Annotated in this window: 19 protein-coding genes and 1 pseudogene; 15 read left to right on the top strand and 5 right to left on the bottom strand. The window is 71.7% G+C overall.

Going from position 1 to position 26580, the window contains the following annotated elements; genetic code table 11:
* Nucleotides 1–126 precede the first annotated feature (126 nt).
* On the bottom strand, nt 127–1125 hold the full coding sequence (locus tag ACFPQ9_RS32830; RefSeq protein ID WP_380861622.1) for an RNA polymerase subunit sigma-70: 999 nt from the start codon (nt 1123–1125) through the stop codon (nt 127–129).
* A gap of 210 nt (nt 1126–1335) precedes the next feature.
* Between ACFPQ9_RS32830 and ACFPQ9_RS32825 the strand changes: the two genes are divergently transcribed.
* From ACFPQ9_RS32825 to ACFPQ9_RS32815, 3 genes are read left to right on the top strand one after another with little or no spacing between them, the layout of a single operon-like run.
* On the top strand, nt 1336–1767 hold the full coding sequence (locus tag ACFPQ9_RS32825) for an effector-associated constant component EACC1 (protein WP_380861620.1): 432 nt from the start codon (nt 1336–1338) through the stop codon (nt 1765–1767).
* Nucleotides 1768–1771: 4 nt separating this feature from the next.
* Nucleotides 1772–3802, top strand: a complete 2031-nt coding sequence (locus tag ACFPQ9_RS32820) for a caspase, EACC1-associated type (protein WP_380861618.1) — start codon at nt 1772–1774, stop codon at nt 3800–3802.
* Between the two features lie 40 nt (nt 3803–3842).
* Nucleotides 3843–4556, top strand: a complete 714-nt coding sequence (locus ACFPQ9_RS32815) for a DUF4328 domain-containing protein (protein ID WP_380861616.1) — start codon at nt 3843–3845, stop codon at nt 4554–4556.
* 29 nt (nt 4557–4585) lie between these two features.
* Here the strand turns inward: ACFPQ9_RS32815 and ACFPQ9_RS32810 are convergent, their stop codons facing one another.
* Nucleotides 4586–5389 (bottom strand): EamA family transporter, encoded by an 804-nt coding sequence (locus tag ACFPQ9_RS32810; protein WP_380861943.1) that lies wholly within the window; start codon nt 5387–5389, stop codon nt 4586–4588.
* Nucleotides 5390–5577: 188 nt separating this feature from the next.
* On the opposite strand from ACFPQ9_RS32810, the gene ACFPQ9_RS32805 reads away from it, so the two are divergent.
* The 4 genes from ACFPQ9_RS32805 to ACFPQ9_RS32790 all read left to right on the top strand — a co-directional run bounded on the left by ACFPQ9_RS32805 (nt 5578) and on the right by ACFPQ9_RS32790 (nt 11073).
* Entirely contained in the window at nt 5578–6432 is an 855-nt protein-coding gene (locus ACFPQ9_RS32805) for a LysR family transcriptional regulator (protein ID WP_380861614.1), read from the top strand.
* 448 nt (nt 6433–6880) lie between these two features.
* The gene (locus tag ACFPQ9_RS32800; RefSeq protein ID WP_380861941.1) at nt 6881–7612 is read left to right on the top strand and encodes an HAD family hydrolase; all 732 of its coding nucleotides are present in this window, start codon (nt 6881–6883) and stop codon (nt 7610–7612) included.
* A 77-nt stretch (nt 7613–7689) separates the two neighbouring features.
* Nucleotides 7690–10059: a glycoside hydrolase family 65 protein gene (locus ACFPQ9_RS32795; protein ID WP_380861939.1), complete on the top strand. Its 2370-nt coding sequence runs from the start codon at nt 7690–7692 to the stop codon at nt 10057–10059.
* A gap of 120 nt (nt 10060–10179) precedes the next feature.
* Entirely contained in the window at nt 10180–11073 is an 894-nt protein-coding gene (locus ACFPQ9_RS32790) for a universal stress protein (RefSeq protein WP_380861612.1), read from the top strand.
* Nucleotides 11074–11090: 17 nt separating this feature from the next.
* Here ACFPQ9_RS32790 and ppk2 read toward each other — a convergent pair whose 3' ends face one another.
* Nucleotides 11091–11894: a polyphosphate kinase 2 gene (gene ppk2 / locus ACFPQ9_RS32785; protein WP_380861610.1), complete on the bottom strand. Its 804-nt coding sequence runs from the start codon at nt 11892–11894 to the stop codon at nt 11091–11093.
* A 136-nt stretch (nt 11895–12030) separates the two neighbouring features.
* On the opposite strand from ppk2, the gene ACFPQ9_RS32780 reads away from it, so the two are divergent.
* The 6 genes from ACFPQ9_RS32780 (at nt 12031) to ACFPQ9_RS32755 (ending at nt 18865) form a co-directional block, all read left to right on the top strand.
* A complete protein-coding gene (locus ACFPQ9_RS32780) occupies nt 12031–12372 on the top strand; it encodes a hypothetical protein (RefSeq protein ID WP_380861608.1) in 342 nt (113 codons plus the stop codon).
* A 79-nt stretch (nt 12373–12451) separates the two neighbouring features.
* Nucleotides 12452–12826, top strand: a complete 375-nt coding sequence (locus ACFPQ9_RS32775) for a four-helix bundle copper-binding protein (protein WP_380861606.1) — start codon at nt 12452–12454, stop codon at nt 12824–12826.
* A 72-nt stretch (nt 12827–12898) separates the two neighbouring features.
* Entirely contained in the window at nt 12899–14077 is a 1179-nt protein-coding gene (locus ACFPQ9_RS32770) for an acyl-CoA dehydrogenase family protein (protein ID WP_380861604.1), read from the top strand.
* A gap of 9 nt (nt 14078–14086) precedes the next feature.
* Nucleotides 14087–15010, top strand: a complete 924-nt coding sequence (locus ACFPQ9_RS32765) for an oxygenase MpaB family protein (RefSeq protein WP_380861602.1) — start codon at nt 14087–14089, stop codon at nt 15008–15010.
* Nucleotides 14992–17232 (top strand): serine/threonine-protein kinase, encoded by a 2241-nt coding sequence (locus ACFPQ9_RS32760; protein WP_380861600.1) that lies wholly within the window; start codon nt 14992–14994, stop codon nt 17230–17232. Before ACFPQ9_RS32765 ends, ACFPQ9_RS32760 begins: the two co-directional genes overlap by 19 nt.
* 58 nt (nt 17233–17290) lie before the next feature.
* Nucleotides 17291–18865, top strand: a complete 1575-nt coding sequence (locus ACFPQ9_RS32755; protein ID WP_380861598.1) for a phytoene desaturase family protein — start codon at nt 17291–17293, stop codon at nt 18863–18865.
* Between the two features lie 52 nt (nt 18866–18917).
* On the opposite strand, the gene ACFPQ9_RS32750 is transcribed toward ACFPQ9_RS32755, so the two are convergent.
* Entirely contained in the window at nt 18918–20699 is a 1782-nt protein-coding gene (locus ACFPQ9_RS32750; RefSeq protein WP_380861596.1) for a serine hydrolase, read from the bottom strand.
* Between the two features lie 180 nt (nt 20700–20879).
* Between ACFPQ9_RS32750 and ACFPQ9_RS32745 the strand changes: the two genes are divergently transcribed.
* Nucleotides 20880–21989 carry an NAD(P)H-dependent flavin oxidoreductase gene (locus ACFPQ9_RS32745; protein ID WP_380861594.1) on the top strand — a complete coding sequence of 370 codons (1110 nt, stop codon included), beginning with the start codon at nt 20880–20882 and terminating at the stop codon, nt 21987–21989.
* 23 nt (nt 21990–22012) lie between these two features.
* A complete protein-coding gene (locus ACFPQ9_RS32740; RefSeq protein ID WP_380861937.1) occupies nt 22013–23563 on the top strand; it encodes an acyl-CoA synthetase in 1551 nt (516 codons plus the stop codon).
* A gap of 24 nt (nt 23564–23587) precedes the next feature.
* Here ACFPQ9_RS32740 and ACFPQ9_RS32735 read toward each other — a convergent pair.
* A pseudogene (locus tag ACFPQ9_RS32735) lies at nt 23588–26498 on the bottom strand (ATP-binding protein).
* Between the last annotated feature and the right edge of the window lie 82 nt (nt 26499–26580).

Below are 26580 nucleotides of genomic sequence, written 5' to 3'. Positions count from 1 at the left end.
AAGGTTCTCGGTCTGCCGGCGATACCCGCCGAATGCGGCGCTGACCAGCGCAAAGGGGAGACCTTGGGGTGACCTCCGTAGGCGGCAGTGGGCGGCAGTGGGCGAGGGTGTGCGTCCGCACCGGGACTACTCCGTGCCGTCCGCAGGCAGCCGCTCCGGCAGCCCGAGCCGCGGGAACCGGTCGTCGTGGAACGTGACGATCTCGGTGATCGCCCCGCCGGTGACGCGCAGGACGTCGATCGTCAGGGGCAGGTACGCGCCCTCCCGCTTCTCCCAGAGGTAGAAGGCGACGGCGGGCTGCCGATTCACGGCGGTCAGGACGGTGCGCAGGCCCTTCATGCCCTCGAAGCCGCTCTCGACCCAGTCCTTCACCACCGCGTCGCGGCCGATGTACAGGCCCGGTGTCGGCGGCATCGAGCAGCGGACGTCGTCCCGCAGCAGTGCGGCGAGCCTGTCGATGTCCGTGGCCACGCTGGCGTCGGTATAGCGGCGCACCAGCTCGCGCGTGCCGGCGTCCTGTTCACCGCCGGTCCAGTCCTGCCGCTCGGCGGGCAGGTGCTCCCGCATGCCGGCGCGGGCCCGCTGCAGCGCGCTGTTCACGGAGTTGACGGAGTCCCCGAGGAGCTCCGCGACGTCCTTCGCCGGCCAGCCGAGCACGTCCCGCAGGATCAGCACGGCCCGCGGGCGCGGTGCGAGGTGCTGCACCGCGACCAGGTACGCCAGCTCGATCGTCTCCCGCGCGACGGCGACGGCCTCCGGCTCGTCCGCGTCGCCCGCCGGCAGCTCGTCGAGCAGCCGGTCCGGGTAGGGCTGCAGCCACAACACCTCACCGCCGGTCGCGGGCTGCGGGCGGGACTTGGCGAGCAGGTCCAGGCAGGCGTTGGTGGCGATGCCGTACAGCCAGGCCCGGAAGGTCGACCGCCCCTCGAAGGTCTCCCGCCGCCGCCAGGCACGGAGGAACGTCTCCTGCACGGTGTCCTCAGCGTCCTCGAACGACCCGAGCATCCGGTAGCAGTGCACATGCAGCTCCCGCCGGTGCCGCTCCGCCAGCCCCGAGAACGCCGCCTCGTCGACCTCGCCGAGACCGCCCACGCCGAACTCCTCCAGCCGCGTGTCCGCACTCATCACGTCATCCTTCCGCCTCGTCGTGCCCCGTCCTAGGTGTGACGCATGCGGGCGCGAAAACTCATCACCAAGGGCCTGCGACCTACTCCGGATGATCGATATCGATCATCCGCCGCCCACTAGTGAACTGACCCGTTGGTGAGCCATGTTGGAGCGAGGGTGGCCCTACTATGTGCGTCGCTGCGGATGGGGGCGGCCGGGGGGGTGCGCATGGAGATCAGGCTGACGTTCGGCGACCACGTCGACAGCGCCGACTACGGCGACAACGGGGGTGCGGAAGCCATCGACCGCACCCAGTGCGTCGCGTCCCTGTACCGCTGGCTGCTCTCGGATCCGGAGCTGCGTGGCCTCGCGCTGGTGTCCCTCGCCACGGATCAGGACCCCCATCAGGAACACATGGGCGGAACCCTCGAGACGGTCAACGTCGTCGTCGCCAACGCTCTCGCCCTGGGAAATCTGCTGGTCGCCGTGGCCGCCTGGCGTGCGTCGCGGCCACGCACCCCCCAGGTGCGGGTGGAGAGGGACGGCGTGGTCGTCACGGTGCAGGACGGCTCCGCCGAGACCGTGGAACAGATCCTCAGGAGCCTGGGCACCGGCGGTTCCGCCGACGGGGCGGGACCGGACGACGCCGGTGAGGGGTAGACCGGTGGCCGTCCTGGCGGACCCGGACCGTTCGGTGGCCGTACTGGTGGGGGTCCACCGCTATGCCCACCTCGACGACCTGCCCGCCGTGGCCCGCAACCTCGACGGATTGGCCGAAGTCCTCACGGACCCCGAGGTGTGGGGGCTGCCCTCCGACAGGTGCACGGTCCTCGACCAGCCGGACAGCGCACAGGAAGTCCTGGACACCGTGCGGGAGGCGGCGCACCGGGCCAAGGACACCCTGCTCGTCTATTTCGCCGGACATGGCCTGACCGACCCCCACACCGAAGAGTTGTATCTGGCGATGCCGGACACGGACCGTGAACGGGAGTACACCGCGCTGCGGTACGAGTACCTTCGCCGCTCCGTGCTGGACCTACGAGCCGACGCCCGCCGCACCGTGGTGATCCTGGACTGCTGCTACAGCGGCCGTGCTCTCATCGGCCGGATGAGCGCGAGCGACTACGTCGCCGACCGCGCGATGGTCGAGGGGACCTGTCTGCTGACGGCCTCCGCCGAGACCCGCCCGGCACTCTCGCCACGCGGCGAGACACACACCGCGTTCACCGGCGAACTGATCACGGCACTGCGCGAGGGGATCCCGGAAGGCCCGGATCCGATCGACATGGACGCCCTCTACCGGCACCTGCACCACGTTCTGGCGGCCAAGTCGCGGCCACTGCCCCAGCAGCGCAACCGCAACACCGGCGGCCGGATCGCCCTGGCCAGGAACCGCTCCGCCGTTCCTGTCCCGGTGCCCGAGACGCCCAAGCCGCTTCTCCGGCGCCTCGCGGGCAACCGCCTCACCGTTTCGCTGGCGGTACTGGGAGTCGTCGCGGCGGCCTCGCTGGGGACCGCTCTCACCCTCGGCGACGGCGGCTGGGGCCGGCCGGGCGGGGGCAGCAGCGCCGGGTCACACCCGGATGTGACCGTCACCGTCGGTGTGGACGTCCCGCTCACGGGCGACCTGGCCGGTGTGGGCCGCGGGGCCAGGAATTCGGCCGACCTCGCGGTGAAGGAGGCGAACAACAAGAAGGTCGTCGACGGCGTCACCTTCAAGATCAGTGCGCTCGACGACAAGTCCATGCCCGACACGGCTTCCCAGAACGCCACGAAGCTGATCGCCGACGAGAGCGTGCTCGGCGTCGTGGGTCCGGTGAACTCCAGCATCGCCAGGGGCATGCAGCCGGTTTTCGATGACGCGCACCTGGCCCTGGTCTCCCCGTCCGCCCTGGACCCCGCTCTGACTCAGGGCCCGGACTGGCAGGCCGGCACCAAGAGCCGTCCCTTCGCGTCGTTCTTCCGCACGGTACCCACGGACGCCACGCACGGCACGGTCGTCGCCCAGTACGCGTACAACAAGGCGGGCAAGAGAAGAGCCTTCGTGGTCGACGACGGGCAGACCTACGGCACCGGCCTCGCCAGCGCGTTCCAGGCCGAGTTCACCAGGCTCGGCGGCAAGGCTGTCGGGACCCACCGGCTCGACCCCGGAACCGAGGACTTCTCCGCCGTCGCCGCCGCCGTGAAGAGGTCGGGCGCCGATCTCCTCTTCTACGGCGGCACCTACGACATGGCCGGCCCCCTGGGTGCCAAGGCTCGGCAGGCGGGTGCCGACGTCTCGCTCGTCGGCGGTGACGGCATCTACACCAAGGAGCTCATCGAACTCGCCGGCGCGGCGAGTGAGGGCGCCGTCACCACCTCACTGCCCGCACCGGAGGAACTCGACTCGGCCAAGACGTTCCTGCGGAACTACGAAAAGTCCGGCTACGGCGAAGCCCATGAGTTCATCAGCGGCTACGCCTACGACGCGACCTGGGCGATCATCCACGCCGTCAAGGAGGTGATCGACGACCACGACGGCCGACTTCCGGAGGACGCCCGGGCGAAGGTCGTCGACGCTCTGCGGCACGTCTCGTTCGACGGTGCGACAGGTCTGGTCGCGTTCGACGTCTACGGAGATACGACGAACGATCAGCTCACCGTGTACACGGTGAAGGACGGCAAGTGGGCGCGTGCCGACCGCGGCAACGGCTAGAAGGCTTGGTCCAGAGCTGATCATCGGCGAAGATGCCCTGGTGAACGACCACATATCAACCCCCACACCCTCCGCTGCCCCGGCACCCGCCCTGCGCCCCGTCCGCGGCGTTGCCCGACTCGCGGTCGCCGGCCTCGCCCTCTCCGGCGCGGTCTGGGCCGTACGGGCCGTCTGGGAGATCCGGCTCGCCGTGACCGGGGAGCCCGCCTCCGGACCACCGGACCAGGGGGAGGGCGTGCACCGGCCGCTCACCTCGCTGGAAGACTCGTACCACCTGGTCGGCACGGTGGGTGGCGTCGCCGCGCTGATCTGCGCGATCGTGTTTCTGATGTGGCTGGGCAACGTCCGGGACAACGCCCGCATCCTGTCCCGGCGCAAGCCGCGGTACTCCGATTTCTGGCTCTACGCGGGCTGGTTGATCCCCATCGCCAACCTGTGGATCCCGCGCGGCGTCATCGCGGACGCCCATCAGGACAGCGCCCCTGGCGAGCGGCTGCCGGTGGCCGTGAACGTGTGGTGGGGTCTGTGGCTGATCGGCCTGCTCAGCGGGGTGGGCCTGATGTACGGCGACGACACGGACGAGATCATCGCCCGCGCCTACACGGACTTGTGGATGCTCCTCGCCTCGGACGCCGCCGTCATCGGTGCCGCCGTGACCGGCATCTTCGTCGTCCGCGCCGTCACCGCCGCACAGGTGCGCCATCTCGACGGCAGTGTGCGGTACGGCGATTCACCGATTCATGCGGCCCAGTGAGCCCGTCCTGAACTGATCCGCTGAGCACCTCAACTCCGCGACGTCGCCATGCTCAGCGCGTTGGCGGCGACGATGGCGCCGATGGCCGCCCACTCCGGTCCGCCCAGATTCTGTCCGAGGCCGAGCGAGCCGACCACGGCCGCAAGGAGCGGGTTGACGCTCATGAACAGGCCGAACGCCCTCGGTGGCACACGCCGCAGGGTGAACAGGTCCGCGAGATACGGCACGGCCGAGGACAGGACCCCGGCGGCGACCGCGCAGCCGACGGCGGCGGCCGTGGGGGGATGCCGGAGGGCGACGGCGATGCCGACCGGCAGGAACATCACGGCCGAGATCCCGGCCGCGGCCGCCGCCCCCTGGGCTCCGGGGACACGTCGGCCGACCGTGCGGTTGAGCAGGATGTACGACGCCCAGCAGGCCGCCGCCAGCAGGCCCAGGGCCATGCCGGGATAGTCGGTCGAGGGCTGCGGGCGCATCAGCGTGACGACACCGGCCGCGGCGATCACCGCGCAGCACACGTTCACACGGCACCGCGAGGACGCCAGCGCGATGGTGAGCGGGCCGAGGAACTCCAAGGTCACGGCCAGGCCAAGACCGACGCGCTCGATCGCCGCGTACAGCGAAAGGTTCATGGTGCCGAACACCAGGGCCAGCAGCATCACCGGCCACCACTGACCCCAGGTGAACGAGCGCAGCCGCGGCCTGCCGACGGCGATCAGGGCGAGGGCGGCGACGTACTGGCGCACGGCGACGACGCCGATGGGGCCGAGCACGGGGAAGGCGAGGGAGCCGATCGCGGCACCGGTCTGGTTGGACAGACCACTGCCGACCATCAGGGCCACGCCGGCCAGGCGTCCGCCGGCCGGTTCGGAGGTGGCCGCTTCGGAGGTGACCGGTTCGGAGGTGGCCGACGGGGCCGCGCGCGTCGGCGCGGTAGCGGGGCGGGTACGCATACGCCGATCGTGCTGCCGCTCGATCGTTGCGCAAAATGCGTACGCCTCGGTATCTATACGCTTGAGTCATGGATGTGGAACTGAGGCAGCTGCGCTGTCTCGTCGCGATCGTCGACGAGGGCACCTTCACCGACGCCGCGAGCGCTCTCGGCGTCTCCCAGGCCGCCGTCTCCCGCTCGCTGGCCTCCCTCGAACGCGCCCTCGGAGCCAGGCTGCTGCGCCGGACCTCGCGCGAGGTGACCCCGACCGGGACGGGACTGCGCGTCCTGGCGCACGCCCGCCGGGTGCTCGGTGAGGTGGACGACCTGGTCCGGACGGCGACCTCCGGGCACGCCCGGCTGCGCATGGGCTACGCCTGGGCGGCGCTCGGCCGGCACACCCCGGCCTTCCAGCGCCGCTGGGCCGCCGCGCACCCGGGAACCGACCTCCAGCTCGTACGGGTCAACTCGTCGACCGCGGGACTCGCCGAGGGAGCCTGTGACCTGTCGGTCGTGCGCAAGCCGGTGGACGACCGCCGGTTCGACTCCGCCATCGTGGGCCTGGAGCGGCGACTGTGCGCCGTGGCCGCCGACGACCCGCTGGCCCGGCGCCGCTCGGTCCGGCTGGCCGACCTCAGCGGACGCACGCTCGTCGTCGACCGCCGTACCGGCACCACGACCACCGACCTGTGGCCGCCCGGCTCACGTCCGGCGAGCGAGGAGACGCACGACGTCGACGACTGGCTCACGGTGATCTCCACCGGCCGCTGCATCGGCATGACCGCCGAGGCGACCGCCCACCAGTACCCGCGCCCCGGTGTCGTCTACCGGCCGGTCCGCGACGCCGAACCCATCGCCGTACGCCTCGCCTGGTGGCGCGACGACCCGCATCCCGCCGCACAGGCGGCGATCGAGCTGCGGACGGCCCTCTACCGGGGCGACTGAAACGCTACCGGGGCGACTGACCCGCGACACGGGGGCGGGAAGGGCCCTATCCACTTCTCGCGGATCCTGATTGCGCGGTGCGCGGCCGTCAACCGCTTCCCCGCGCCTGTCCGGGTCCTTCCCGTCACCTCCAGCACACCATGCCGGCGGCGCGTACGCCAGGCCCTGGGAACCGCTTCGGACGTCACGAAGGTGACAACATGGGCATGGAGGGTACCCATGAGCGGATCCCGCCGGGCGCGGGTGAACCGTCGAGTGGAGGTGGGGAGGCCGTGCGCCTCGCGTTCCTTGGTGCCGACCCGGCCGGAGATCACCCGGATGCCGCAGTCGCGCGCCGGCGCCCCGTGCGCCGTCCGCGCGCCGACCCGCCCCAGCGGCCGTGACCGGGCCGCGGCCCTCCGGCCCGGGTGAATCCGGGGTCACCCCCGACCGCTCCGCGCCCCCGCTCGTGCCCGCCCTGCGCGATGTGCGCGCCGTCGTCTTCGACACCGACGGGGTGATCACCGACTCGGCGAAGGTGCACGCCGCCGCATGGAAGGTCGCCTTCGACGACTACCTGCGCGCCCATCCGCCCGAGGACCCCGACCATCGCCGCCCCTTCGACGCGCGCGACGACTATCTGCGTCATGTGGACGGCAAGTCACGCCTCGACGGGGCCGCCGCCTTCCTGGCCACGCGCGGCATCGACCCGTCGGAGGAGACGGTGCGGGCCGTCGCCGAGGCCAAGGAGCGCCTCTTCACGGCGCGATTGCACGACCAGGGCGTCGACGCCTACCCGGGCACCGTGCGGCTGGTGAAGGCACTGCGCGCGGCAGGAGTGCCCCGCGCGGCGGCCTCCGCCTCCCGGCACGCCGGTGAGCTGCTGAACCGGGCCGGCGTCCTCGATCTGTTCGACGCCCTGGTGGACGGCGGCGAGGCGGCCCGGCTGGGCCTCGCGGGCAAGCCGCAGCCCGACCTGTTCCTGGAGGCGGTGCGCCGGCTCGGCGTGCCGGCCGACCGGGCCGCCGTGGTCGAGGACGCCCTGGCGGGCGTGGAGGCCGGGCGGCGCGGCGGATTCGCCCTGGTGGTCGGCGTGGACCGGGCGGCCGGTGCGGACACCGGAGCCCGGCTGCTGCGGCACGGCGCCGACGTCGTCGTACGCGACCTCGGAGAACTCTGCGCAGGAGGGGAGCCGAAGTGACGGAGCCGGGCAGGGAGGCCGAGGCACTGGACCTCGGCACGGAAGCCGAGGCACTGGACCTCGGCACGGAAGCCGAGGTGGACGGGTGGAGCTGGGAGTACGCCGGCTACACCCCCGCCGACGAACGTCTCCGCGAGTCACTGTGCACGCTGGGCAACGGTTACTTCGCCACCCGGGGAGCACTCCCCGAGTGCGCCGCCGACGACGTCCACTACCCGGGGACCTATGTGGCCGGCATCTACAACCGGCTCACCTCGGACGTCTCGGGCCGCCAGGTGGAGAACGAGGACATGGTCAACGTCCCGAACTGGCTGCCCCTGCGTTTCCGCATCCCCGACGGGCCCTGGATCGACCCCGACACCGCCACCGTGCTCGAACACCGGCAGATGCTGCACCTGTCCGCGGGGCTGCTGGAGCGCCGTACGCGCTACGGCCTCGGCGGCGACCGTGTGTTGACGGTACGTCAGCATCGGATGGTGCATATGGCCGACCCACATGTGGCCGCTCTCCGTACCGAGTTCACGGCGGAGGGGTTCTCCGGCCCGCTGGAGGTGGAGGCCGCCCTGGACGGCGGGGTCACCAACTCCGGCGTGGCACGCTACCGGGATCTCGACGGGCGCCATCTGACGCATATCCACACCGGCAGCTCCGCCCCGGACACGGTCTGGCTGCGCTGCCGTACCCGCACCTCCGACGTCCGGATCGGCCTCGCGGCCCGGCTCACCGCCGACGTACCGGCGGCGGTCCGCCATGAACGACCGTATGTCATCCAGCAGTTGACGATCGACCTGGAGCCCGGCCGCACCGTCACCGTCGACAAGACCGTCGCCCTGCACACCTCCCGCGACCCGGCGATCAGCGACCCGCTGCACGCCGCCGTCGACCGGGTGGGGCGGTCCCCGGACTTCGACGCGCTCGCCGTGTGGCATCGCGCGGCCTGGGACCAGCTCTGGCGCCGCGCCGAACTCGACGTGCCCGGCGAGTCGGGCCGCATCCTGCGCCTGCACCTCTTCCACGTCCTGCAGACCCTCTCCCCGCACACCGCCGACCTCGACGTCGGTGTGCCGGCCCGGGGACTGCACGGCGAGGCCTACCGCGGACATGTCTTCTGGGACGAGCTGTTCGTGCTGCCCTACCTCAATCTGCACTTCCCGGAGGTCTCCCGCGCGCTGCTCCGCTACCGCCACCGCCGCCTCGAACAGGCCCGCACCGCCGCCGCGGCAGCCGGCCGCCGGGGCGCGATGTACCCCTGGCAGAGCGGCAGCGACGGACGCGAGGAGACGCAACAGCTCCATGTCAACCCGCGCTCGGGACGCTGGCTGCCCGACCACTCCCACCTCCAGCACCATGTCGGCTCGGCGATCGCCTACAACGTGTGGCAGTACTGCGAGGCCAGCGGCGACATGGAGTTCCGGCACACCAAAGGTGCCGAGATGCTGTTGCAGATCGCCCGCTTCTGGGGCGACAAGGCCATCCACGACGACACCCTGGGCCGCTACCGCATCAAGGGCGTCGTCGGCCCCGACGAGTACCACGAGGCGTACCCGGACGCCGACGGGCCCGGCCTTGACGACAACGCCTACACCAACGTCACAGCGACCTGGGTGCTGGCCCGCACCCTGGAGTTGCTGGACACCCTGCCCGAGCCCCGACGGCGCGAACTCGCCGAACGCACCGGTCTGAGCGCCGCCGAACTCGAACTCTGGGAGGACGTGTCGCACACGCTGCACGTCCCCTTCCACGACGACGTCATCAGCCAGTTCGAGGGCTACGGCGAGCTGTCCGAGCTCGACTGGCACGGCTACCGCGACCGGTACGGCGACATCCGGCGGCTGGACCGGATCCTGGAGGCGGAGGGCGACAGCGTCAACCGCTACAAGGCCTCCAAACAGGCCGACGTGCTGATGCTCGGCTACCTCTTCGCACCGGCCGAACTGGGCCAGCTGTTCCGCCGGTTGGGCCATCGTCTCGACGAGGACATGTGGCGGCGCACCGTCGACTACTACATGCACCGCACCAGCCACGGCTCTACCCTGAGCGGCCTGGTCCACGGCTGGGTGCTGGCCCGGTGCCGGCGCAGTGAGGCGTGGCAGTTCGTCCAGGAGGCCCTTCAGGGCGACATCGCCGACGTCCAGGGCGGCACCACCGGCGAGGGCATCCACCTGGGCGCCATGGCCGGCACCCTCGACCTGGTGCAGCGCGGACTGACCGGCCTGGAGACCCGGGGCGGTGCACTGTGGCTGGACCCCGTGCCACTGCCCGAGCTGTCGACCTACGGGTTCGCCCTGCTCTACCAGCACAACTGGGGCGTACGGCTGAGGCTGGAGCGGGGACTGCTGGAGATCGAGGTCCCGTCCTCCGACGCCTCACCGATCGACGTACGCCTCCCGGACCGCGAGGTGTCCCTCCAGCCGGGGGAGAAGGGGCGGCTGGTGCTGCCGGACTGAGGACGTCGGGGCTGGTGCGGAATGCGGCCGGTGGAGGGAGGCTGGGAGGACGGTGCTCGCCGGTCCCGGCCCGCGGCGGCCGTCCGGCGCCCGCGGACCCTGCCCGGAAAGGGGAACACGATGATGGGCCCGGTTGTCGTAGGGGTGGACGGCTCGTCGTCGAGCATGGCGGCCGTGGAGGTCGCGGCGCACGAGGCCGCACTGCGCGGCGTCGGGCTGCGGCTGGTGCACGCCTTCGGCCGGCCCGCCGCGCACATCCCGCCCGGCGGACGGCCCTGGGAACCCACCAGCGCCGCCGGACTGCGCGAGCTGATCGACGGCACGCTCACCAAGGCCGAGCAGCGGGCGCACGAGACGGGACACGGTGTCGAGATCACCCGCGAGGTCGTCGTCGGGGAACCGATCACGGTGCTGGAGATCGAGTCGCGCACCGCCTCCCTGGCCGTCGTCGGCAGCCGGGGCCTGAGCCGGTTCGGGGCGCTGATGCTCGGCTCCACCGCGGGACACCTGGCCGCCCACGCCGCGTGCCCGGTGCTCGTGGTGCGCCGCAGGCCCCACCCGGCCGGGCCCGTTCTCCTGGCCGTCGACGGGTCGCCGGCGGCGCGCGGCGCGGTCGAGTTCGCCTTCGCCCACGCCTCCCTGCACGGCGTGCGGCTGGAGGCGCTGCACGCCTGGAGCGCCCGTAGCGAGCGGGCCTACGGCGCTCCCGCCGACCCGCCCTTCGTGACGTACGACGAGGACCGGCTGCGCGACGAGGAGGAGCGGGTGCTCGCCGAGGCGCTGGGCGGGCTGCGGGACCGGTATCCCGATGTCGAGGTGGTCCGCAGGCTGGTGCGCGGACGGGTGCGGCACTCCCTCATCGACGCCAGCGCGGACGCCGGGCTGGTGGTGGTCGGGGCGCGCGGGCGGGGTGGTTTCGCCGGGCTGCTCCTGGGCTCGGTCAGCCAGGCGGTGCTGCACCACGCCGAGTGCCCGGTCGCGGTGGTGCGGACCGAGGTGCCCGGCGAAGGCTGAGGATCGGGGGCTGCGGCTCAGAGGTTCGCCGCGTGGTCGGGGACGTAGTTCTGCAGCTCGCGCGGCGGCCGGCGGTAGCCGGTCGACTCCGGCCGTTCGGGCAGCTCGAGGACCGGCGGGGGCACGTCCCGATACGACACGGAGCCCAGCAGATGGGCGATCATATTCAGCCGTGCCCGGCGCTTGTCGTCGCTCTCGACCACGTACCAGGGCGCCTCGCTGACGTCGGTGTGCACCAGCATCTCGTCCTTGGCCCGTGAGTAGTCCTCCCATCGGGTGATGGACTCCAGGTCCATCGGGGACAGCTTCCAGCGGCGCAGGGGGTCCTCCAGCCGGCGCCTGAAGCGCTCCTGTTGCTCCTCGTCGCTCACCGAGAACCAGTACTTGCGCAGCAGGATCCCGTCCTCCACCAGCATCCGCTCGAAGATGGGGCACTGCCGCAGGAAGAGCTGGTACTCCTCCTTGGTGCAGAACCCCATGACGTGCTCGACGCCGGCCCGGTTGTACCAGCTGCGGTCGAACAGCACGATCTCCCCGGCCGCCGGCAGATGCTCGACGTACCGCTGGAAGTACCACTGGGTGCGCTCGCGCTCGGTCGGCTTGGGCAGGGCCGCGATGCGGGCGACGCGCGGGTTGAGGTGCTCCGTGACCCGCTTGATGGTGCCGCCCTTGCCCGCGGCGTCCCGCCCCTCGAAGACCACCACCAGTCGCGCGCCGGTCGCGCGCACCCACTCCTGAAGCTGAACCAACTCCGTCTGCAGACGGAGCAGTTCCTTCTCGTACTGCTTGCGGGGCAGCTTCTCCGCCTTGTTGCCGCTCATGCCGCCTCCCGCATCGTGCTCGAACACCCGAACAGCATCGAACAGCACCGTACTGACCGTTGCCGGGTGGCGCACCCCGGACGCCTGATCACGCCCTCTCGTGGGCCGACGAGCGGCGACCGGGCAGGATGGGCCCATGGACGGTGCCGATCCACACATTCACGTCGACCGACGTGTGTCCCAGTCCGACGCCCGGGTGCGCAACCTGCTGGCCGGCACGTTCGGCCTGGTCGGCGACCTGCCGGAGACGGTCACCACCGGCTGCGGGCTGCGGGTGCCGTACGCGATGACCTCCGCACGGCCGGAGAGCGTCACCTGTCTGACCTGCCGTGAGCACGGCCACGACCAGCACATCCGCCTCGCCGAGCAGATCGAGCGTCTGGGTGCGATGCCGGGCGCCGTCGTCACCGGGGCGGAGGTGGGCCGGGTGGCGGAGCATCATCGGGACCTCGCGCGGAGGTTCGCGGAGGGCGGGTGACCGATCCCGTCCGCCACGACCTGCCGGGCCCCGCGGAAACCCGTGGTTTGGCCCCCTCCCCTCCGGCTACCCGGCCCGTGTGACGACGACGCCATCCCAGCAACAGCTCGTCCAGTTCCTGGAGGACCGCTTCACCTGCGCCCAGGCCTGCACCGACTGCGCCCGGGCCTGTGCCCTGCGCGCGAGTCTGGTGGATCCGGACGGGACCGGCGAGCAGGAACGCCTGCGGCGCAAGGGCATCATGTGCGCGGAGGTCTGCGACGCGACCTGCCATGTGCTGTCCGAGCAGAACCTCCTCGACGAGGCCGCGATCCGCGCCCAGCTCGAGTGGTGCCGGTCGATGTGCGTCGAGTGCGCGCACGCTTTCGAGGCGTTTCCCGGCGGCGAGGAGACGGCCGAGGCGTGCCGCAGGTGTGCGCGGGCATGTACCGACTTCATGGGGACCCTCGCCTGACCGTTCCCAATTTCTGGAACACGTTCTACGGTGTGCGCCGTCAGGACCGCCCTTGGGGAGCCTGGAGGCGCCGTGCATCTGGAATACACGCCCGAGCAGCAGCGGCTGCGCAGCGAACTGCGTGACTACTTCGCCGAACTGGTGCCGGACCTCGCACAGACCCGCTTCACCGACCCGGCAGCGCAGAAACGCCACTACCGCCGCACGATCCGCCGGCTCGGCGGTGACGGCTGGCTGGGCGTGGGCTGGCCCAAGGAGTACGGCGGACGCGGCCTGACCACCATCGAACAGTTCATCTTCTTCGACGAGGCCGCCCAGGCGGGCGTACCGCTGCCCCTGATGGCGCTCAACACCGTCGGCCCGACGATCATGCAGTACGGCACGGACGAGCAGAAGTCGTACTTCCTGCCGAAGATCCTCTCCGGCGAGATCGACTTCGCGATCGGCTACAGCGAGCCCGAGGCGGGCACCGACCTGGCGTCGCTGAAGACGCGCGCGGTACGCGACGGCGACGCATACGTCGTCAACGGCCAGAAGATCTGGACCACCAACGGCGACACCGCCGACTGGGTGTGGCTCGCGACCCGCACCGACCCGGACGCCCCGCCCCACAAGGGCATCACCATGCTCCTCGTCCCCACCACCGACCCCGGCTACTCCTGCACCCTCATCAACACCCTCGCCTCGCACGACACCACCGCCAGCTACTACGAGAACATCCGCGTCCCCGTCTCCCGCCGTGTCGGCGCCGAGAACCAGGGCTGGCGGCTGATCACCAACCAGCTCAACCACGAGCGCGTCACCCTCGCCGCCCACGGCACCATGGCCATCCGTGCCCTGCACGACGTCCAGCGCTGGGCGATGGAGACCAAACTCGCCGACGGCCGCCGGGTGATCGACCTGCCGTGGGTGCGCCGCCGCCTCGCCCGGACCCATACGAAGCTCGACGCGCTCAAGCTCCTCAACTGGCAGATGGTGAGCGCCGTCCAGGACGGCACGCTCACCCCGCAGGACGCCTCCGCCGTGAAGGTCTACGGCTCCGAGGCGCGCCGCGACGCCTACGCCTGGCTGATGGAGATCGTGGCCGCACCGGGAGCGCTGAAGGAGGGCTCGGCGGGCGCCGTACTGCACGGCGAGCTGGAACGCGGCTACCGCTCGGCCGTGATCTTCACCTTCGGCGGCGGCAACAACGAGATCCAGCGGGAGATCATCTCGTGGATCGGCCTGGGGATGCCGCGGGTGCGGCGTTAGCCTTCGGGCATGGGCGATCCCGGGCTGTTCACCCCGAACTCGGTGACCTGGCAGATGCACGGCGACCCCATGATGTGGGTCGCCGGAATCCGCGCGCTGTATCTCCAGGCCCTGCACCCGCGCGCGGTACGCGACGTCATGCAGAACTCCGACTTCCGGCAGGACGCCTGGGGCCGGCTGCTGCGTACCGCGAACTTCGTCGGGACGATCACGTACGGCACCACCGTGGCCGCCGAGAGGGCCGGCGCCCGTGTGCGGAAGATCCACAGCATGCTGGGCGCCACCGACCCGGAGACGGGCGAGCGCTACGGCGTCGACGAACCCGAACTGCTGCTGTGGGTGCACTGCGCCGAGATCGACTCCTACCTCCAGGTCGGCCGCCGCTCCGGCTTCCGCCTCACCGACGCCGAGGCCGACAAGTACATATCCGAACAGCGTGCCGGCGCCCGCCTGGTGGGCCTCGACCCCGAGGCCGTACCGGCGAACCGGGCACAGATGGCGGCGTACTTCGAGAAGGTGCGCCCCGAGCTGGCGTGCGGACCGGAGGCGCGCGCGGTGGACGACTTCCTGCTCCGCCCGCCGACGCACCCCCTGCTCGTCCCGGCGCGCGAGGTGCTGTGGCGGCGCGTGGCGCAGCTGGCGTACGCCGCCCTGCCGCCGTACGCCCACGAGCTGTACGGAAGACCGGCCCCGGAACCCGCCGCCGTCACCCGTCAGTTGCGTGCCACAGGCACCTTGCTGCGCTGTATTCCCGCACGTCTGCGCTGGCGACTGCCGCCCAAACACATTGTCCGAGCCATGGCACGGCTCGGTCCCGGCTCGCGCCCGGCACCGTACAAACTCGGACGAGAGCTCGCCATACTGGACGAGCCGGGGGAGGCGGGGCGGACCATCACGGGGGGCGAACGCGGGAGATGGGGGACAGCAGGCTGATCCAGGGCCGGTACCGGCTGCTCGATCCGATCGGGCGCGGCGGTATGGGTGAGGTGTGGCGTGCGCGCGACGAGTCGCTGGGCCGGCAGGTCGCCGTGAAGTGCCTCAAGCCGCTCGGACCCCACCACGACCAGTCCTTCACCCGAGTACTGCGGGAAAGGTTTCGCCGCGAGGCCCGGGTGGCCGCCGCCCTCCAGCACCGCGGCGTCACCGTCGTCCACGACTTCGGCGAGTCCGACGGCATACTGTTCCTGGTCATGGAGCTGCTTCAGGGCCGCAACCTCAGCCAGCTCCTGGAGGACAACAAACAGCATCCGCTGCCCGTCCCGGACGTCGTCGAGATCGCCGACCAGGTCGCCGCCGCCCTCGCCTACACCCACCAGCAGGGCATCGTGCACCGCGATCTGAAGCCGGCGAACATCATGCGGCTCGCCGACGGCACCGTGAAGATCTGCGACTTCGGCATAGCGCGCCTCGCCCACGACATCGGCTTCACCTCCCGGCTGACCGGCACCGGCATCGCGATGGGCACCCCGCACTACATGTCGCCGGAACAGATCGGCGGCGAGGAGGTCGACCAGCGCAGCGACCTGTACTCGCTGGGATGCGTGCTGTACGAGATCGCCACCGGGGTGCCGCCGTTCGACCTCGACGACCCGTGGGCGATCCTCGTCGGCCACCGCGACACCCCGCCCCGCCCGCCGCGCAGCCACCGCGCCGAGCTGCCCGAGTACTTCGAGAAGGTCATCCTCGACCTGCTGGCCAAGCGCCCGGAGGAACGCCCGCACGACGGGCGGGAGCTGGGCCGCCGGATCGGCCTGGGCCGTACGACACCGGCGTACGTGCCGACCGTGGTGACCCCGCAGCCCGCCCTCAGGCCCTCGGAGCCCGTGACCCGCGAGCCCCGGCTGCCGTCCTGGACCCGCGGCATGACCACCGGCCACAAGGCCACCGGCGCCGGGCTGCGCACCACACCCCCGGACGCCGGAGCAGGACTGACCGGTGAGTGGATCCCGCGGTCCACCACCGGCCGGCCCGCGGAGACCGCCGTCCCCGAGGCACGGCCCGCGCCGTCCGCGGCGACCCTCAGCGCGCTGGCCGGGCGGCACAACGCCGGGCTGAGCCTCGGCCGGCTGGGCCGCTGGGCCGAGGCGGGCGAGGTGCACCGGGCGGTCGCCGCCGAACGCGAGCACCTTCTCGGCCCCGACCATCCCGACACCCTCGCCAGCCGGTACGAGGTCGCCTTCACCCTCAGCCGCACGGGCCGCGCCGCCGACGCCCTGCGCGAGTACAAACACGTCGCCCGCGCCCGCAGTCTCGCCCTCGGCCCGGACCATCCCGAGACGCTCGCCGCCCGGCAGGAAATGGCATACGTGCTGGGCCAGTTGGGCCGTCACTTCGACGCACACCAGGTCTATACGTCGGTGCTGGCGGCCCGCGAGCGGACCATGGGCGCCGATCACCCCGACACCCTTCGCTGCCGCCACAACCTCGCCTTCAGCCTCAGCAGACTCGGCCGGCTGGAGGACTCGTACCGCATGGCCGACGAGGTCGCCGCCGCCCGCGCCCGCATCCTCGGCCCACACCACCCCGACACCCTGGTCACCCGCTACGAAGTCGCCTACGCGCTCGGTCAGCTGGGGCGCTGGGCAGAGGCCCTGCAGACCTACCACGAGGTCGCCGAGGCCCGCGCCCAGGCACTCGGCCCGGACCACCCCGACACCTTCGCCGCCCGCTACGAGGTCGGCATCAGCCTCGGCCGTCTCGGGCGCAGCGCGGAGGCGCTCCGGCTCTATCGCGGCCTCGTCGAGGACCGCACCCGCGTGCACGGCCCCGCCCACCCCGAGACCCTGCGCGCCCGCCACGGCCTCGGCGTCAACCTCGGCCGGCTCGGGCACTGGGAGGAGGCCCTGGCCGAGTCCCGCGACGTGTGCGCGATCCGGGAGCGGGTGCTGGGCCCCGACCACCCGGACACCCTGGTCAGCCGCCGCGAGGTCGCCGTGAGCCTGGGCTGGCTGGGCCGCTGGCCGGACGCGCTCACCGAGTACCGCAGGGTGGCAGCCGCCCGCGAACGCGTCCTCGGCGCCGACCACCCCGACACCCTCGCCAGCCGCAACGACGAGGCCCACTGCCTCGAACAGCTCGGGCGGGGCGCGGAGGCGGTCGAGCTGTACCGCAGGGTGGCGGTGCTGCGGCAGCAGCGGGCGACCGGGCGCCCCTGACGGACGCCCGGGCGTCCCACCTATGGCCGACCTAGATCATCGCGTGTTACGAAGAAGCATGCCTGCACACGAGGGAACCCCGGCACACGGTGCGTACGACGTCGTCATCGTCGGCGGAGGCCACAACGGCCTGGTCGCCGCCGCCTACCTGGCCCGGGCCGGACGGTCCGTGCTGGTGCTTGAGCGGCTGGACCACACCGGCGGCGCCGCGGTGTCCACGCGGCCGTTCGCCGGGGTCGACGCACGGCTCTCCCGCTACTCCTACCTGGTCAGTCTGCTGCCCGACAAGATCGTGCGGGACCTCGGCCTCACCTTCGGGGTGCGCAAGCGCGACGTCTCCTCGTACACCCCCGTGGAACGGGCCGGCCGTCCGACCGGGCTGCTGGTGGGCGGCGGCGAGGACCGCACCCGGGAGGCGTTCGCCCGCCTGACCGGCGGCGAGCGCGAGTACGACGCCTGGCAGCGGTTCTACGGCATGACCGGCGAGGTCGCCCGGCGGGTGTTCCCCACCCTCACCGAGCCCCTGCCGAGCCGCGAGGAGCTGCGCCGCCGGGTGGACGACGAGGAGGCCTGGCGACTCCTCTTCGAGGAGCCCATCGGCGTCGCGATCGAGGAGCGGTTCACGGACGACCTGGTGCGGGGCGTGGTCCTCACGGACGCCCTGATCGGCACCTTCGCCGACGCCCACGACACCTCGCTGAAGCAGAACCGCTGCTTCCTCTACCACGTGATCGGCGGCGGCACCGGGGACTGGGACGTCCCCGTCGGTGGCATGGGCGCCCTCACCGACGCCCTGGCCACGGCGGCACGCGAGGCGGGCGCGGTCATCGTCACCGGACACGAGGCGGTACGGATCGACACGGACGGCCGCACCGCCGAGGTCACCTACCGCACGGCTGACGGTGAGGGGGTCGCCGCCGCCCGCCACGTCCTGGTGAACGCCTCCCCGCAGGCCCTGGCCTCCCTCACCGGCGACACACCCCCCACCCCCGCCGAGGGCGCCCAGCTCAAGGTGAACATGCTGCTCAAGCGGTTGCCCCGGCTGCGCGACAGCTCCGTCGATCCCCGTGAGGCATTCGCCGGCACCTTCCACATCGCCGAGGGCTACGACCAGCTGGCCACCGCCCATGCGCAGGCCGCCGCCGGGGAACTCCCCGCCGCGCCGCCGTCCGAGATCTACTGCCACTCGCTCACGGACCCGACGATCCTCGGCCCCGACCTCGTCGAACAGGGCTACCAGACCCTCACCCTGTTCGGCCTGCACACACCGGCCCGGCTCTTCGCGCGCGACAACGACGCCGTACGCGCGGAACTGCTGAAGTCGACACTGGCCCAGCTCGATGCCCACCTCGCCGAACCGATCGCCGACTGCCTGGCGACGGACGCGGAGGGGCGCCCGTGCATCGAGGCGAAGACCCCGCTGGATCTGGACCACGACCTTCGGCTGCCCGGCGGGAACATCTTCCACCGGGACCTCTCCTGGCCGTACGCCCAGGAGGGCACCGGCCGCTGGGGCGTGGAGACCCGCCACACGAACGTGCTGCTGTGCGGGGCGGGCGCCGTGCGCGGGGGAGGGGTGAGCGGGGTGCCGGGGCACAACGCGGCGATGGTGGTGCTGGAGAGCGGCGACTAGGGCTTTCGGCGGAACAGGCCGACTGCGAGGGGCGGTTCGGACCGACCGGCCGTCAGTTCGCGGAGGCCACCCAGCCGCTCGCGGTGATCCGCGCCGCGTCCGCCGGCCGTGCCTCGTCGAAGAGGACGGTGTCCGGCGTCTCCACACGCAGACCGTCGACGTACCCGCCCCGGCCGACGTACAGCCGGTCGGTGGCGTACCGCCAGCGGAGCGTGAGCCGGCGGTGCTCGGGCAGTCGTGCCGTGAGCCGGTGCCAGACGCGGCCGGACCAGCCGGTGACCGTGCCGGCCGGGTGGGCCTGCGGCCGCTCGCCGTGGCGGCTCGTGGTGAAGGGGAGTGGCTGCCACGTGGCGCCGCCGTCCGTGGTCGCCTCCAGCGCGAGGACGTCCGCCTGGGGTTCGGTGTCCCACCACAGGGCGCAGCGCAGCCGGGCCTCGCCGGACGATGTGTCGAGCGCCGGGAGCACGAGGGTCGCGGTCGTGGCGGCCGCCATTCCCGAGAACCATGCCGTACGGCCGTGCCGCGGGCGGACGGCGACAGCGCGGGCCATGTTGTCGGCTGCTGCGACCCGGGGAGCCGATCCGGAGCGCCAACTGCGCACCGGATGCACCGAGTTGCCGAGGACCACGAGGAAGGAGTCCGTCGTCGGGTCGAGCACCAGCGAGGTGCCGGTGAAACCGGTGTGCCCCGCGGTGCGCGGGGTGGCCATCGCGCCCATGTACCAGTGCTGGTAGAGCTCGAAGCCGAGACCGTGTTCGTCGCCGGGGAAGGCGGTGTTGAAGTCGGTGAACATCAACTCCACCGACTCCGGCTCCAGGATGCGGGAGCGGCCGTAGGCGCCGCCGTTGAGCAGCGTCCGGCCGAGGACGGCGAGGTCCCACGCGTTCGAGAACACGCCCGCGTGGCCCGCGACCCCGCCGAGGCTGAACGCGTTCTCGTCGTGCACCTCGCCCCATACGAGCCCACGGTCCAGGCCGGACCACGGGGCGCGTGCGTCCTCCGTGGCCGCGATTCCCCCTCGCCACGAGGCGGGCGGGTTGTAGCGGGTGCGGCGCATGCCGAGCGGGCCGGTGATCTCCTCGCGGAGCAGGACGTCGAGCGCCCGGCCGGTGATCTCCTCCAGGACCAGTTGGAGGGAGATCAGGTTCAGATCCGAGTAGAGGTACTTGGTGCCCGGCGGGTTGAGCGGCGCCTCGTTCCAGATGAGCTGGAGCCTCTCCTCGTACGTCGGCGCGTGGTACAGCGGGATCCAGGCGCGGAACCCGGAGGTGTGGGTGAGGAGCTGACGGACGGTGATGTCCTGCTTGCCCGCGCGGCCGAAGTCGGGGAGGTAGGAGGCGACGGTGGCCTCCAGGGCGAGCGCACCGCGCTCGATCTGCTGTACGGCGAGGATCGAGGTGAACAGCTTGGAGACCGAGGCCAGATCGAAGACGGTGTCCTCGGCCATCGGCAGCTGCTGGTCGGCCGGGAACTCCACCCCGGTGTCGGTCTTCTCGTCGTACGCCTGATAGCGCACCGCCATCCCGATGGGCTCGTGCAGGGCCACGGTGCCGCCACGGCCGGCGAGCAGCACGGCGCCCGCATACCAGGGGTGCTTGGGGGAGGGGCCGAGGAACGCCTCGGCGTCGGCGACGAGTCGGCGCAGGTGGTCGGGGAGGAGACCGGCGCGTTCGGGGGAGCCGCGGCGCAATGTGGTCCGGTGGCTGGAAGGCGATGAGGGGGCGGCGGCCGCCGCGGGGCCGGCGGGGAAGGGGGCCAGGGCCAGAGCGCCGCCCAACGCCACGGCCGCCGTGCCCAGTTGACGCCGAGTCAGTCTGCTGCCGTCGTCGGTCATCGAGGTTCCTCCCGCACTCCGTCTGAAAGTATCTTTCCGGGATGACCTTGCCTGGTGAAACTTTCGTGTCAGGTGGGGGCGGTGTCAACGGTGCGTTCAACGGCGCCTTTGCGGCAAGAGATCTGACGGTGTATCAGAAAAGGCCTTCCGTCGTCCGGAGGACTGCGGCATCCTGCGCCCATGCAGACGGAGCTGAGCAAGAAACTGGGAATCGAGCACGCCATCTTCGGCTTCACGCCGTTCCCCGCCGTCGCCGCGGCCATCAGCCGGGCCGGCGGCTTCGGAGTGCTCGGCGCGGTCCGTTACACAGCCCCGGACGACCTCAAACGCGACCTCGACTGGGTCGAGGCCCATGTCGACGCCCGGCCCTACGGCCTCGACGTCGTCATGCCGGCGAAGAAGGTCGAAGGTGTCACCGAGGCCGACGTCGAGGCGATGATCCCGGAGGGGCACCGGCAGTTCATCAGAGACACCCTCGCCAAGTACGGCGTGCCCGAACTGGCGGAGGGAGAGGCCGCCGGCTGGCGTATCACCGGCTGGATGGAGCAGGTCGCCCGCAACCAGCTCGACGTCGCCTTCGACTATCCGATCAAGCTGCTCGCCAACGCCCTCGGCTCGCCGCCGGCGGATGTCGTGGAGCGCGCCCACGACCGGGGCGTGCTCGTCGCGGCGCTCGCGGGCAGCGCCCGGCACGCCCGCAAGCACCAGGAGGCGGACATCGACATCGTCGTCGCCCAGGGGTACGAGGCGGGCGGCCACACCGGTGAGATCGCCTCCATGGTGCTCACCCCGGAGGTGGTGGAGGCGGTCGACCCGTTGCCCGTGCTCGCCGCCGGAGGCATTGGCAGCGGACAGCAAGTGGCCGCCGCGCTGAGCCTCGGCGCACAAGGTGTGTGGTTGGGCTCCATATGGCTGACCACCACAGAAGCGGACCTGCACTCGACCGCGCTGACCGCCAAGCTGCTCGCGGCCGGCTCCGGCGACACCGTCCGCTCCCGCGCCCTGACCGGGAAGCCCGCACGCCAGCTGCGCACCGAGTGGACCGACGCCTGGGACGACCCGAACGGGCCCGGCACCCTCCCGATGCCCCTCCAGGGCCTGCTGGTCGCCGAGGCCGTCTCCCGCATCCAGAAGTACGAGGTCGAGCCCCTCCTCGGCACGCCCGTCGGACAGATCGTGGGCCGGATGAACAGCGAGCGCAGCGTCCAGGCGGTCTTCGACGATCTCACCCGCGGTTTCGAGCAGGCCGTCGACCGCATCAACCGCATCGCCGGAAGGAGCGGCCAGTGACCAGCACCCCCGCGGCACACACCGTGAGCACCCCGCCTGTCGGCTTCTGGGCCCAGGCCACAGCCGAACCCGACCGCACGGTCCTGGTCGCCCCCGACGGCGAGCGGTGGACCGCCGGGCGGCTGCACGCCGCCACCAACCGACTCGTCCACGGCCTGCGCGCGGCCGGTCTGCGACGCGGCGACGCCTTCGCGGTCGTCCTCCCCAACGGCGTCGAGTTCCTCACCGCGTATCTGGCCGCCTCCCAGGCCGGCTTCTACCTGGTCCCGATCAACCACCACTTCGTCGGCCCCGAGATCGCCTGGATCGTCGCGGACTCCGGCGCCAAGGTGCTGATCGCCCACGAGCGCTACGCCGAACCCGCGCGCCAGGCCGCGGAAGAGGCGGGCCTCCCGGCCGACCACCGGTACGCGGTCGGCGAGGTCGAGGGCTTCCGGCCGTACGCCCGACTTCTCGACGGGCAGCCGGAGTCCGCGCCCGAGGACCGCACGCTCGGCTGGGTCATGAACTACACCTCCGGCACCACCGGCCGCCCCCGCGGCATCCGCCGCCCGCTGCCCGGCAAACCGCCCGAGGAGGCGTACCTGGGTGGCTTCCTCGGCATCTTCGGCATCAAGCCGTTCGACGACAACGTGCACCTCGTCTGCTCGCCGCTGTACCACACCGCCGTGCTCCAGTTCGCGGGCGCGTCCCTCCACATAGGGCACCGGCTGGTGCTGATGGACAAGTGGACACCCGAGGAGATGCTGCGTGTCATCGACACCCACAAGTGCACCCACACCCATATGGTCCCGACCCAGTTCCACCGCCTGCTGGCGCTGCCCGAAGGCATACGGGCCCGCTACGACGTCACCTCCATGCGACACGCCATCCACGGCGCCGCGCCCTGCCCCGACCATGTGAAACGGGCGATGCTCGACTGGTGGGGTCCCTGTGTGGAGGAGTACTACGCCGCCAGCGAGGGCGGTGGCGCCTTCGCGACCGCCGAGGACTGGCTGAAGAAGCCCGGCACGGTGGGCAAGGCCTGGCCGATCAGCGAACTCGCCATCTTCGACGACGACGGCAAACGGCTCTCACCCGGCGAACTCGGCACCGTCTACCTCAAGATGAACACCGGTGGCTTCGCCTACCACAAGGACGAGACGAAGACGAAGAAGAACCGCATCGGCGACTTCTTCACCGTCGGAGACCTCGGCTATCTCGACGAGGACGGCTATCTCTTCCTGCGCGACCGCAAGATCGACATGATCATCTCCGGCGGGGTCAACATCTACCCGGCCGAGATCGAGTCCGTCCTGCTGGCCCACCCGGCCGTCGCCGACGCCGCCGCCTTCGGCATCCCCCACGACGACTGGGGCGAGGAGGTCAAGGCCGTCGTCGAACCGGCGCCGGGCCACGAGCCGGGCCCCGCCCTCGCCGCCACGATCCTCGACCACTGCGCCGGCCGACTCGCCGGCTACAAACGCCCCAAGAGCGTCGACTTCATCACCGAGATGCCCCGCGACCCCAACGGCAAGCTGTACAAGCGGCGGCTGCGGGATCCGTACTGGGAAGGGCGGACACGGCCCGTGTGACCGGGGCCGCAAGGCGTTCGTGGGTCATGTCCGAGGGCGCGGGAAGTTCTCCAGCGCCTGGGCGAGGCCCGCGGCGTCGGTACCGATCTTGCGATAGACGCAGGACAGCAGTTGCCGTACGCCCTGCTCGGTCAGGCGCAGTTGCTTCGCGATCACCGCCTCCGGATGGCCCTGGACCGTCAGTTCGGCCGTTTGCCGTTCCCGAGCGGTGAGGGTGTCCGTCTGCGCGTAGCGCAGCGGCAGCGGTCGCAGCCCCGCCGCCGAGAGCTCCTGCCTGGCCTGGGCGGCGAGGGCTTCGGCACCACAGTGAACGGCGCCCTCCAGCCCCTGGTAGAGCCGATGGGCGGCCTCCTGCACCTGTCCGTTGCGGGACAGCGCGGCACCGTGCCCCACAAGCGCACGCGCCAACTCGTACGCCGCGGGTGAGCGCTCCAGGTGTGCCACGGCCTCGGCGTGCAGCTCCAGCGCGGCCGGACCGCCGGTCACCTCGGCCTCGACGTGGAGCGCGTGGCCGATCGCCGAGGCCGCACCGAAGTCCCGCGCCCGCTTGACGGCGTCCTGGGCGTGGCGGACCGCCCGGTCGGGGGCCGTGCGGGCCAGAGCGGAGGCCAGGTCCAGCTGCCACGGGCACCAGGCCGGGTTCCGCCAGTTCCGTGCCTCCAGCCAGTCCCCGACGGCGGACAGCAGCCGTGCCGCCTCGGGGTACCGCTCCTCGGCCAGCAGCAGTTCGGCGTACACCGTGCGGGGATCGGGGAAGATGACGGCGTTCGGGACCACATCGCCGTAGTGATAGGAGTCGGCGAGCCGACGCGCGTCGGCGGTCCGCCCGCGGGCCAGCAGGATCTGGATGAGGATGCCGATGGCGAACCACTGGGCGGGTACCGCGCCTTCGACACGCTCGGCCGTGCGCAGCCCGGCCCGGACGACATCCTCCGCCTCGGAGAGGCTGCCGCGACGGTAGCGGATGTAGCCGGAGAACGTCTGGCCCTGCGCCAGGTGAGAGCCGCTCCAGCCCTTGTGCTCGCATTCCGCCATGCCCTTGGTGAACAGTTCTTCGGCTCGCCAAGGTTGGTCGCAGTACATGAACAGCAGGGCGACCGCGACGGGCACCTCGAAGCCGCGGTTCTCATCGGTCCAGCTCATCCCCCCCGCGCAGCGCCTCTTCAGCATGTCCGAGGGCGGTGCGCCGCGGCTCGCCGCGCACCAGCGCGTCCCAGGCCCGCAGGCCCAGGATGTAACGCTCCTCCAGGCCGCGGCCGGTCAACTTGTCGGCCAGCCGTGCCAGGCGGCGTGAGCGGGCGGACGAGTCGGGCTCGTCGGCGCGGAACGCGCTCCATACGAAGTGATCGGCCTGCATGCGCAGTTTGATACGCGGATTGGGGGCCCGCCTCGCTTCGTCGGCGGCCACGGCCGCCGCCTCGGTCAGGCGGTCGGTGTTGGCCAGCGCCTGGGCCAGCCGGTAGACGATGGAGGCGCGGAGTTCCGGGTCCGTTCCGGGCTCGGTCAGCGCCTCCTGGAGGTAGCTGACCGTGGCTGTGGGCTCGATCAGGAAAGTCGAGCAGGCGAGTTCGTGAAGGAGCGATGCGCGGTCCTCCGCAGGGGGCGGTTCCCGCAGGGCTCGGGTCAGTACGCGACGCGCGGCCTCCGGGGCCCCGGCGCGGAGATACTCACGCGCGGCGGCGCGCAGCACGGAAACCGCTTCGGGCCGACTGTCGCAGGGCACCTCCAGCAGGTGCCGGGCGGCGACGGTGGGGCCGAACCCTGCCGCCCGGGCGGCGTCGGCGGCCGCGTTGTGCATGCCGACCCGCAGGCTCGAGGGGATGTCGCGGTAGATCGTCGTGGCGATCGACGGGTGGACGAACTCCAGCCTGCGCCCCGGCCCGTCGCCGTCCGCGAGGATCCGGGAGGCGCGCAGTTTCTGCGCCGCTTCGGCGGCCTCCTCGCAGCCGACCACCGCGATGCCGGCTGCGAGCTCGGCGGAGAAGGACCCGCCCAGTACGGCGGCGGCCCACGCGAAGCGGACTGTGCTCGTGCCGAGCCGGTGGAGACGTTCGATCAGTCCGGGGCCCTTGACCGCCGCGGCGAGGTCCCCGATCACGGCCACCTCGTCCTGGGTGCCCTTCACCTGCCGTTCCCGTAGCCTGATGGCCAGTTCGACGGCCTCGAACGGGCTGCCGCCGGTGACCGTCCAGCACTCGCCGCAGAATGCGTCCTCGGCTTCTTCACCCACTTCGTTCCGGACGATTCGCGCCACACCGCCCTTGCCGAGCGGAGAAAGCGCGTGAGGGCGTTCCTCGTGGCGCTCGACGAGCGTGCGGAAAGAGGTGGCGTCGGGCGGGAGATCGTCGGGACGGTAGGCGACGACCATCAAGAGCGGGAGGTCCGCGACCCGGGGCGCGAAGGAGGCGAGCCAGTCGAGGGATTCGGCATCGGCCCAGTGCAGGTCGTCCAGGAGCAGAACGACGGGCGCTTTCCGTACCGTGAGGCGAGTCATGACCCAGTCCAGGCCGTCGCGCACCGCGGTCGGTTCCGGCATCTGAGTGCTGTCCGCTGCCTCGAGGCCGAGCGCGGCACCGACGATGCCGTACCAGCTGCCCAGGAAGGCCCGCCGTTCCGTTTCGCTCATCGTGGCCAGGGTGGGCTGCATGACCTGGCGGACGACGCGGAACGCCAGGCCCTGCTCCTTCTCGCCGCCCGTGCCCGAGATCACCGCGATTCCGTGCGCGGCGGCGCGGGCGCGCGCCGCCGCGATGAGCGTGGTCTTGCCCAGCCCGGCTGCACCCGTGAAGGCGAGCAACCCGCCGCGCGGCGACCGGGGCACTCCGTCGACGGTGTCACGGAGGTCCGACAACGCGGAGTCGATTGCCTGTAGTTCCCGGTCGCGTTCGAGTAGGGGCCAGTGCCCGGTGGTCGGTTGCCGCAGCCCATGGGCCATGTGGTCCACCGCTTCCTGTCGTTGCTCCCCGCGGGACGGGGGCGAGCGTACGCCCTCACGGACACCCCTTGGACGGGTTGGA

Origin of the sequence: Streptomyces coerulescens, assembly GCF_042657965.1 — a bacterium.
GTDB classification, from domain to species: domain Bacteria; phylum Actinomycetota; class Actinomycetes; order Streptomycetales; family Streptomycetaceae; genus Streptomyces; species Streptomyces coerulescens.
Note: the sequence above shows the minus strand (reverse complement) of the source record. Positions and strands in the feature narration are given on the sequence as shown.

What these genes read in the sequence shown, in the direction of transcription:
- ACFPQ9_RS32750 (WP_380861596.1), bottom strand. Translation starts at nt 20,699, where the DNA reads ATGACCGACGACGGCAGCAGACTGACTCGGCGTCAACTGGGCACGGCG.
- ACFPQ9_RS32805 (WP_380861614.1), top strand. Translation starts at nt 5,578, where the DNA reads ATGGATGTGGAACTGAGGCAGCTGCGCTGTCTCGTCGCGATCGTCGAC.
- ACFPQ9_RS32760 (WP_380861600.1), top strand. Translation starts at nt 14,992, where the DNA reads ATGGGGGACAGCAGGCTGATCCAGGGCCGGTACCGGCTGCTCGATCCG.
- ACFPQ9_RS32755 (WP_380861598.1), top strand. Translation starts at nt 17,291, where the DNA reads ATGCCTGCACACGAGGGAACCCCGGCACACGGTGCGTACGACGTCGTC.
- ACFPQ9_RS32765 (WP_380861602.1), top strand. Translation starts at nt 14,087, where the DNA reads ATGGGCGATCCCGGGCTGTTCACCCCGAACTCGGTGACCTGGCAGATG.
- ACFPQ9_RS32745 (WP_380861594.1), top strand. Translation starts at nt 20,880, where the DNA reads ATGCAGACGGAGCTGAGCAAGAAACTGGGAATCGAGCACGCCATCTTC.
- ACFPQ9_RS32830 (WP_380861622.1), bottom strand. Translation starts at nt 1,125, where the DNA reads ATGAGTGCGGACACGCGGCTGGAGGAGTTCGGCGTGGGCGGTCTCGGC.
- ACFPQ9_RS32780 (WP_380861608.1), top strand. Translation starts at nt 12,031, where the DNA reads ATGGACGGTGCCGATCCACACATTCACGTCGACCGACGTGTGTCCCAG.
- ppk2 (WP_380861610.1), bottom strand. Translation starts at nt 11,894, where the DNA reads ATGAGCGGCAACAAGGCGGAGAAGCTGCCCCGCAAGCAGTACGAGAAG.
- ACFPQ9_RS32790 (WP_380861612.1), top strand. Translation starts at nt 10,180, where the DNA reads ATGATGGGCCCGGTTGTCGTAGGGGTGGACGGCTCGTCGTCGAGCATG.
- ACFPQ9_RS32825 (WP_380861620.1), top strand. Translation starts at nt 1,336, where the DNA reads ATGGAGATCAGGCTGACGTTCGGCGACCACGTCGACAGCGCCGACTAC.
- ACFPQ9_RS32810 (WP_380861943.1), bottom strand. Translation starts at nt 5,389, where the DNA reads ATGGTCGGCAGTGGTCTGTCCAACCAGACCGGTGCCGCGATCGGCTCC.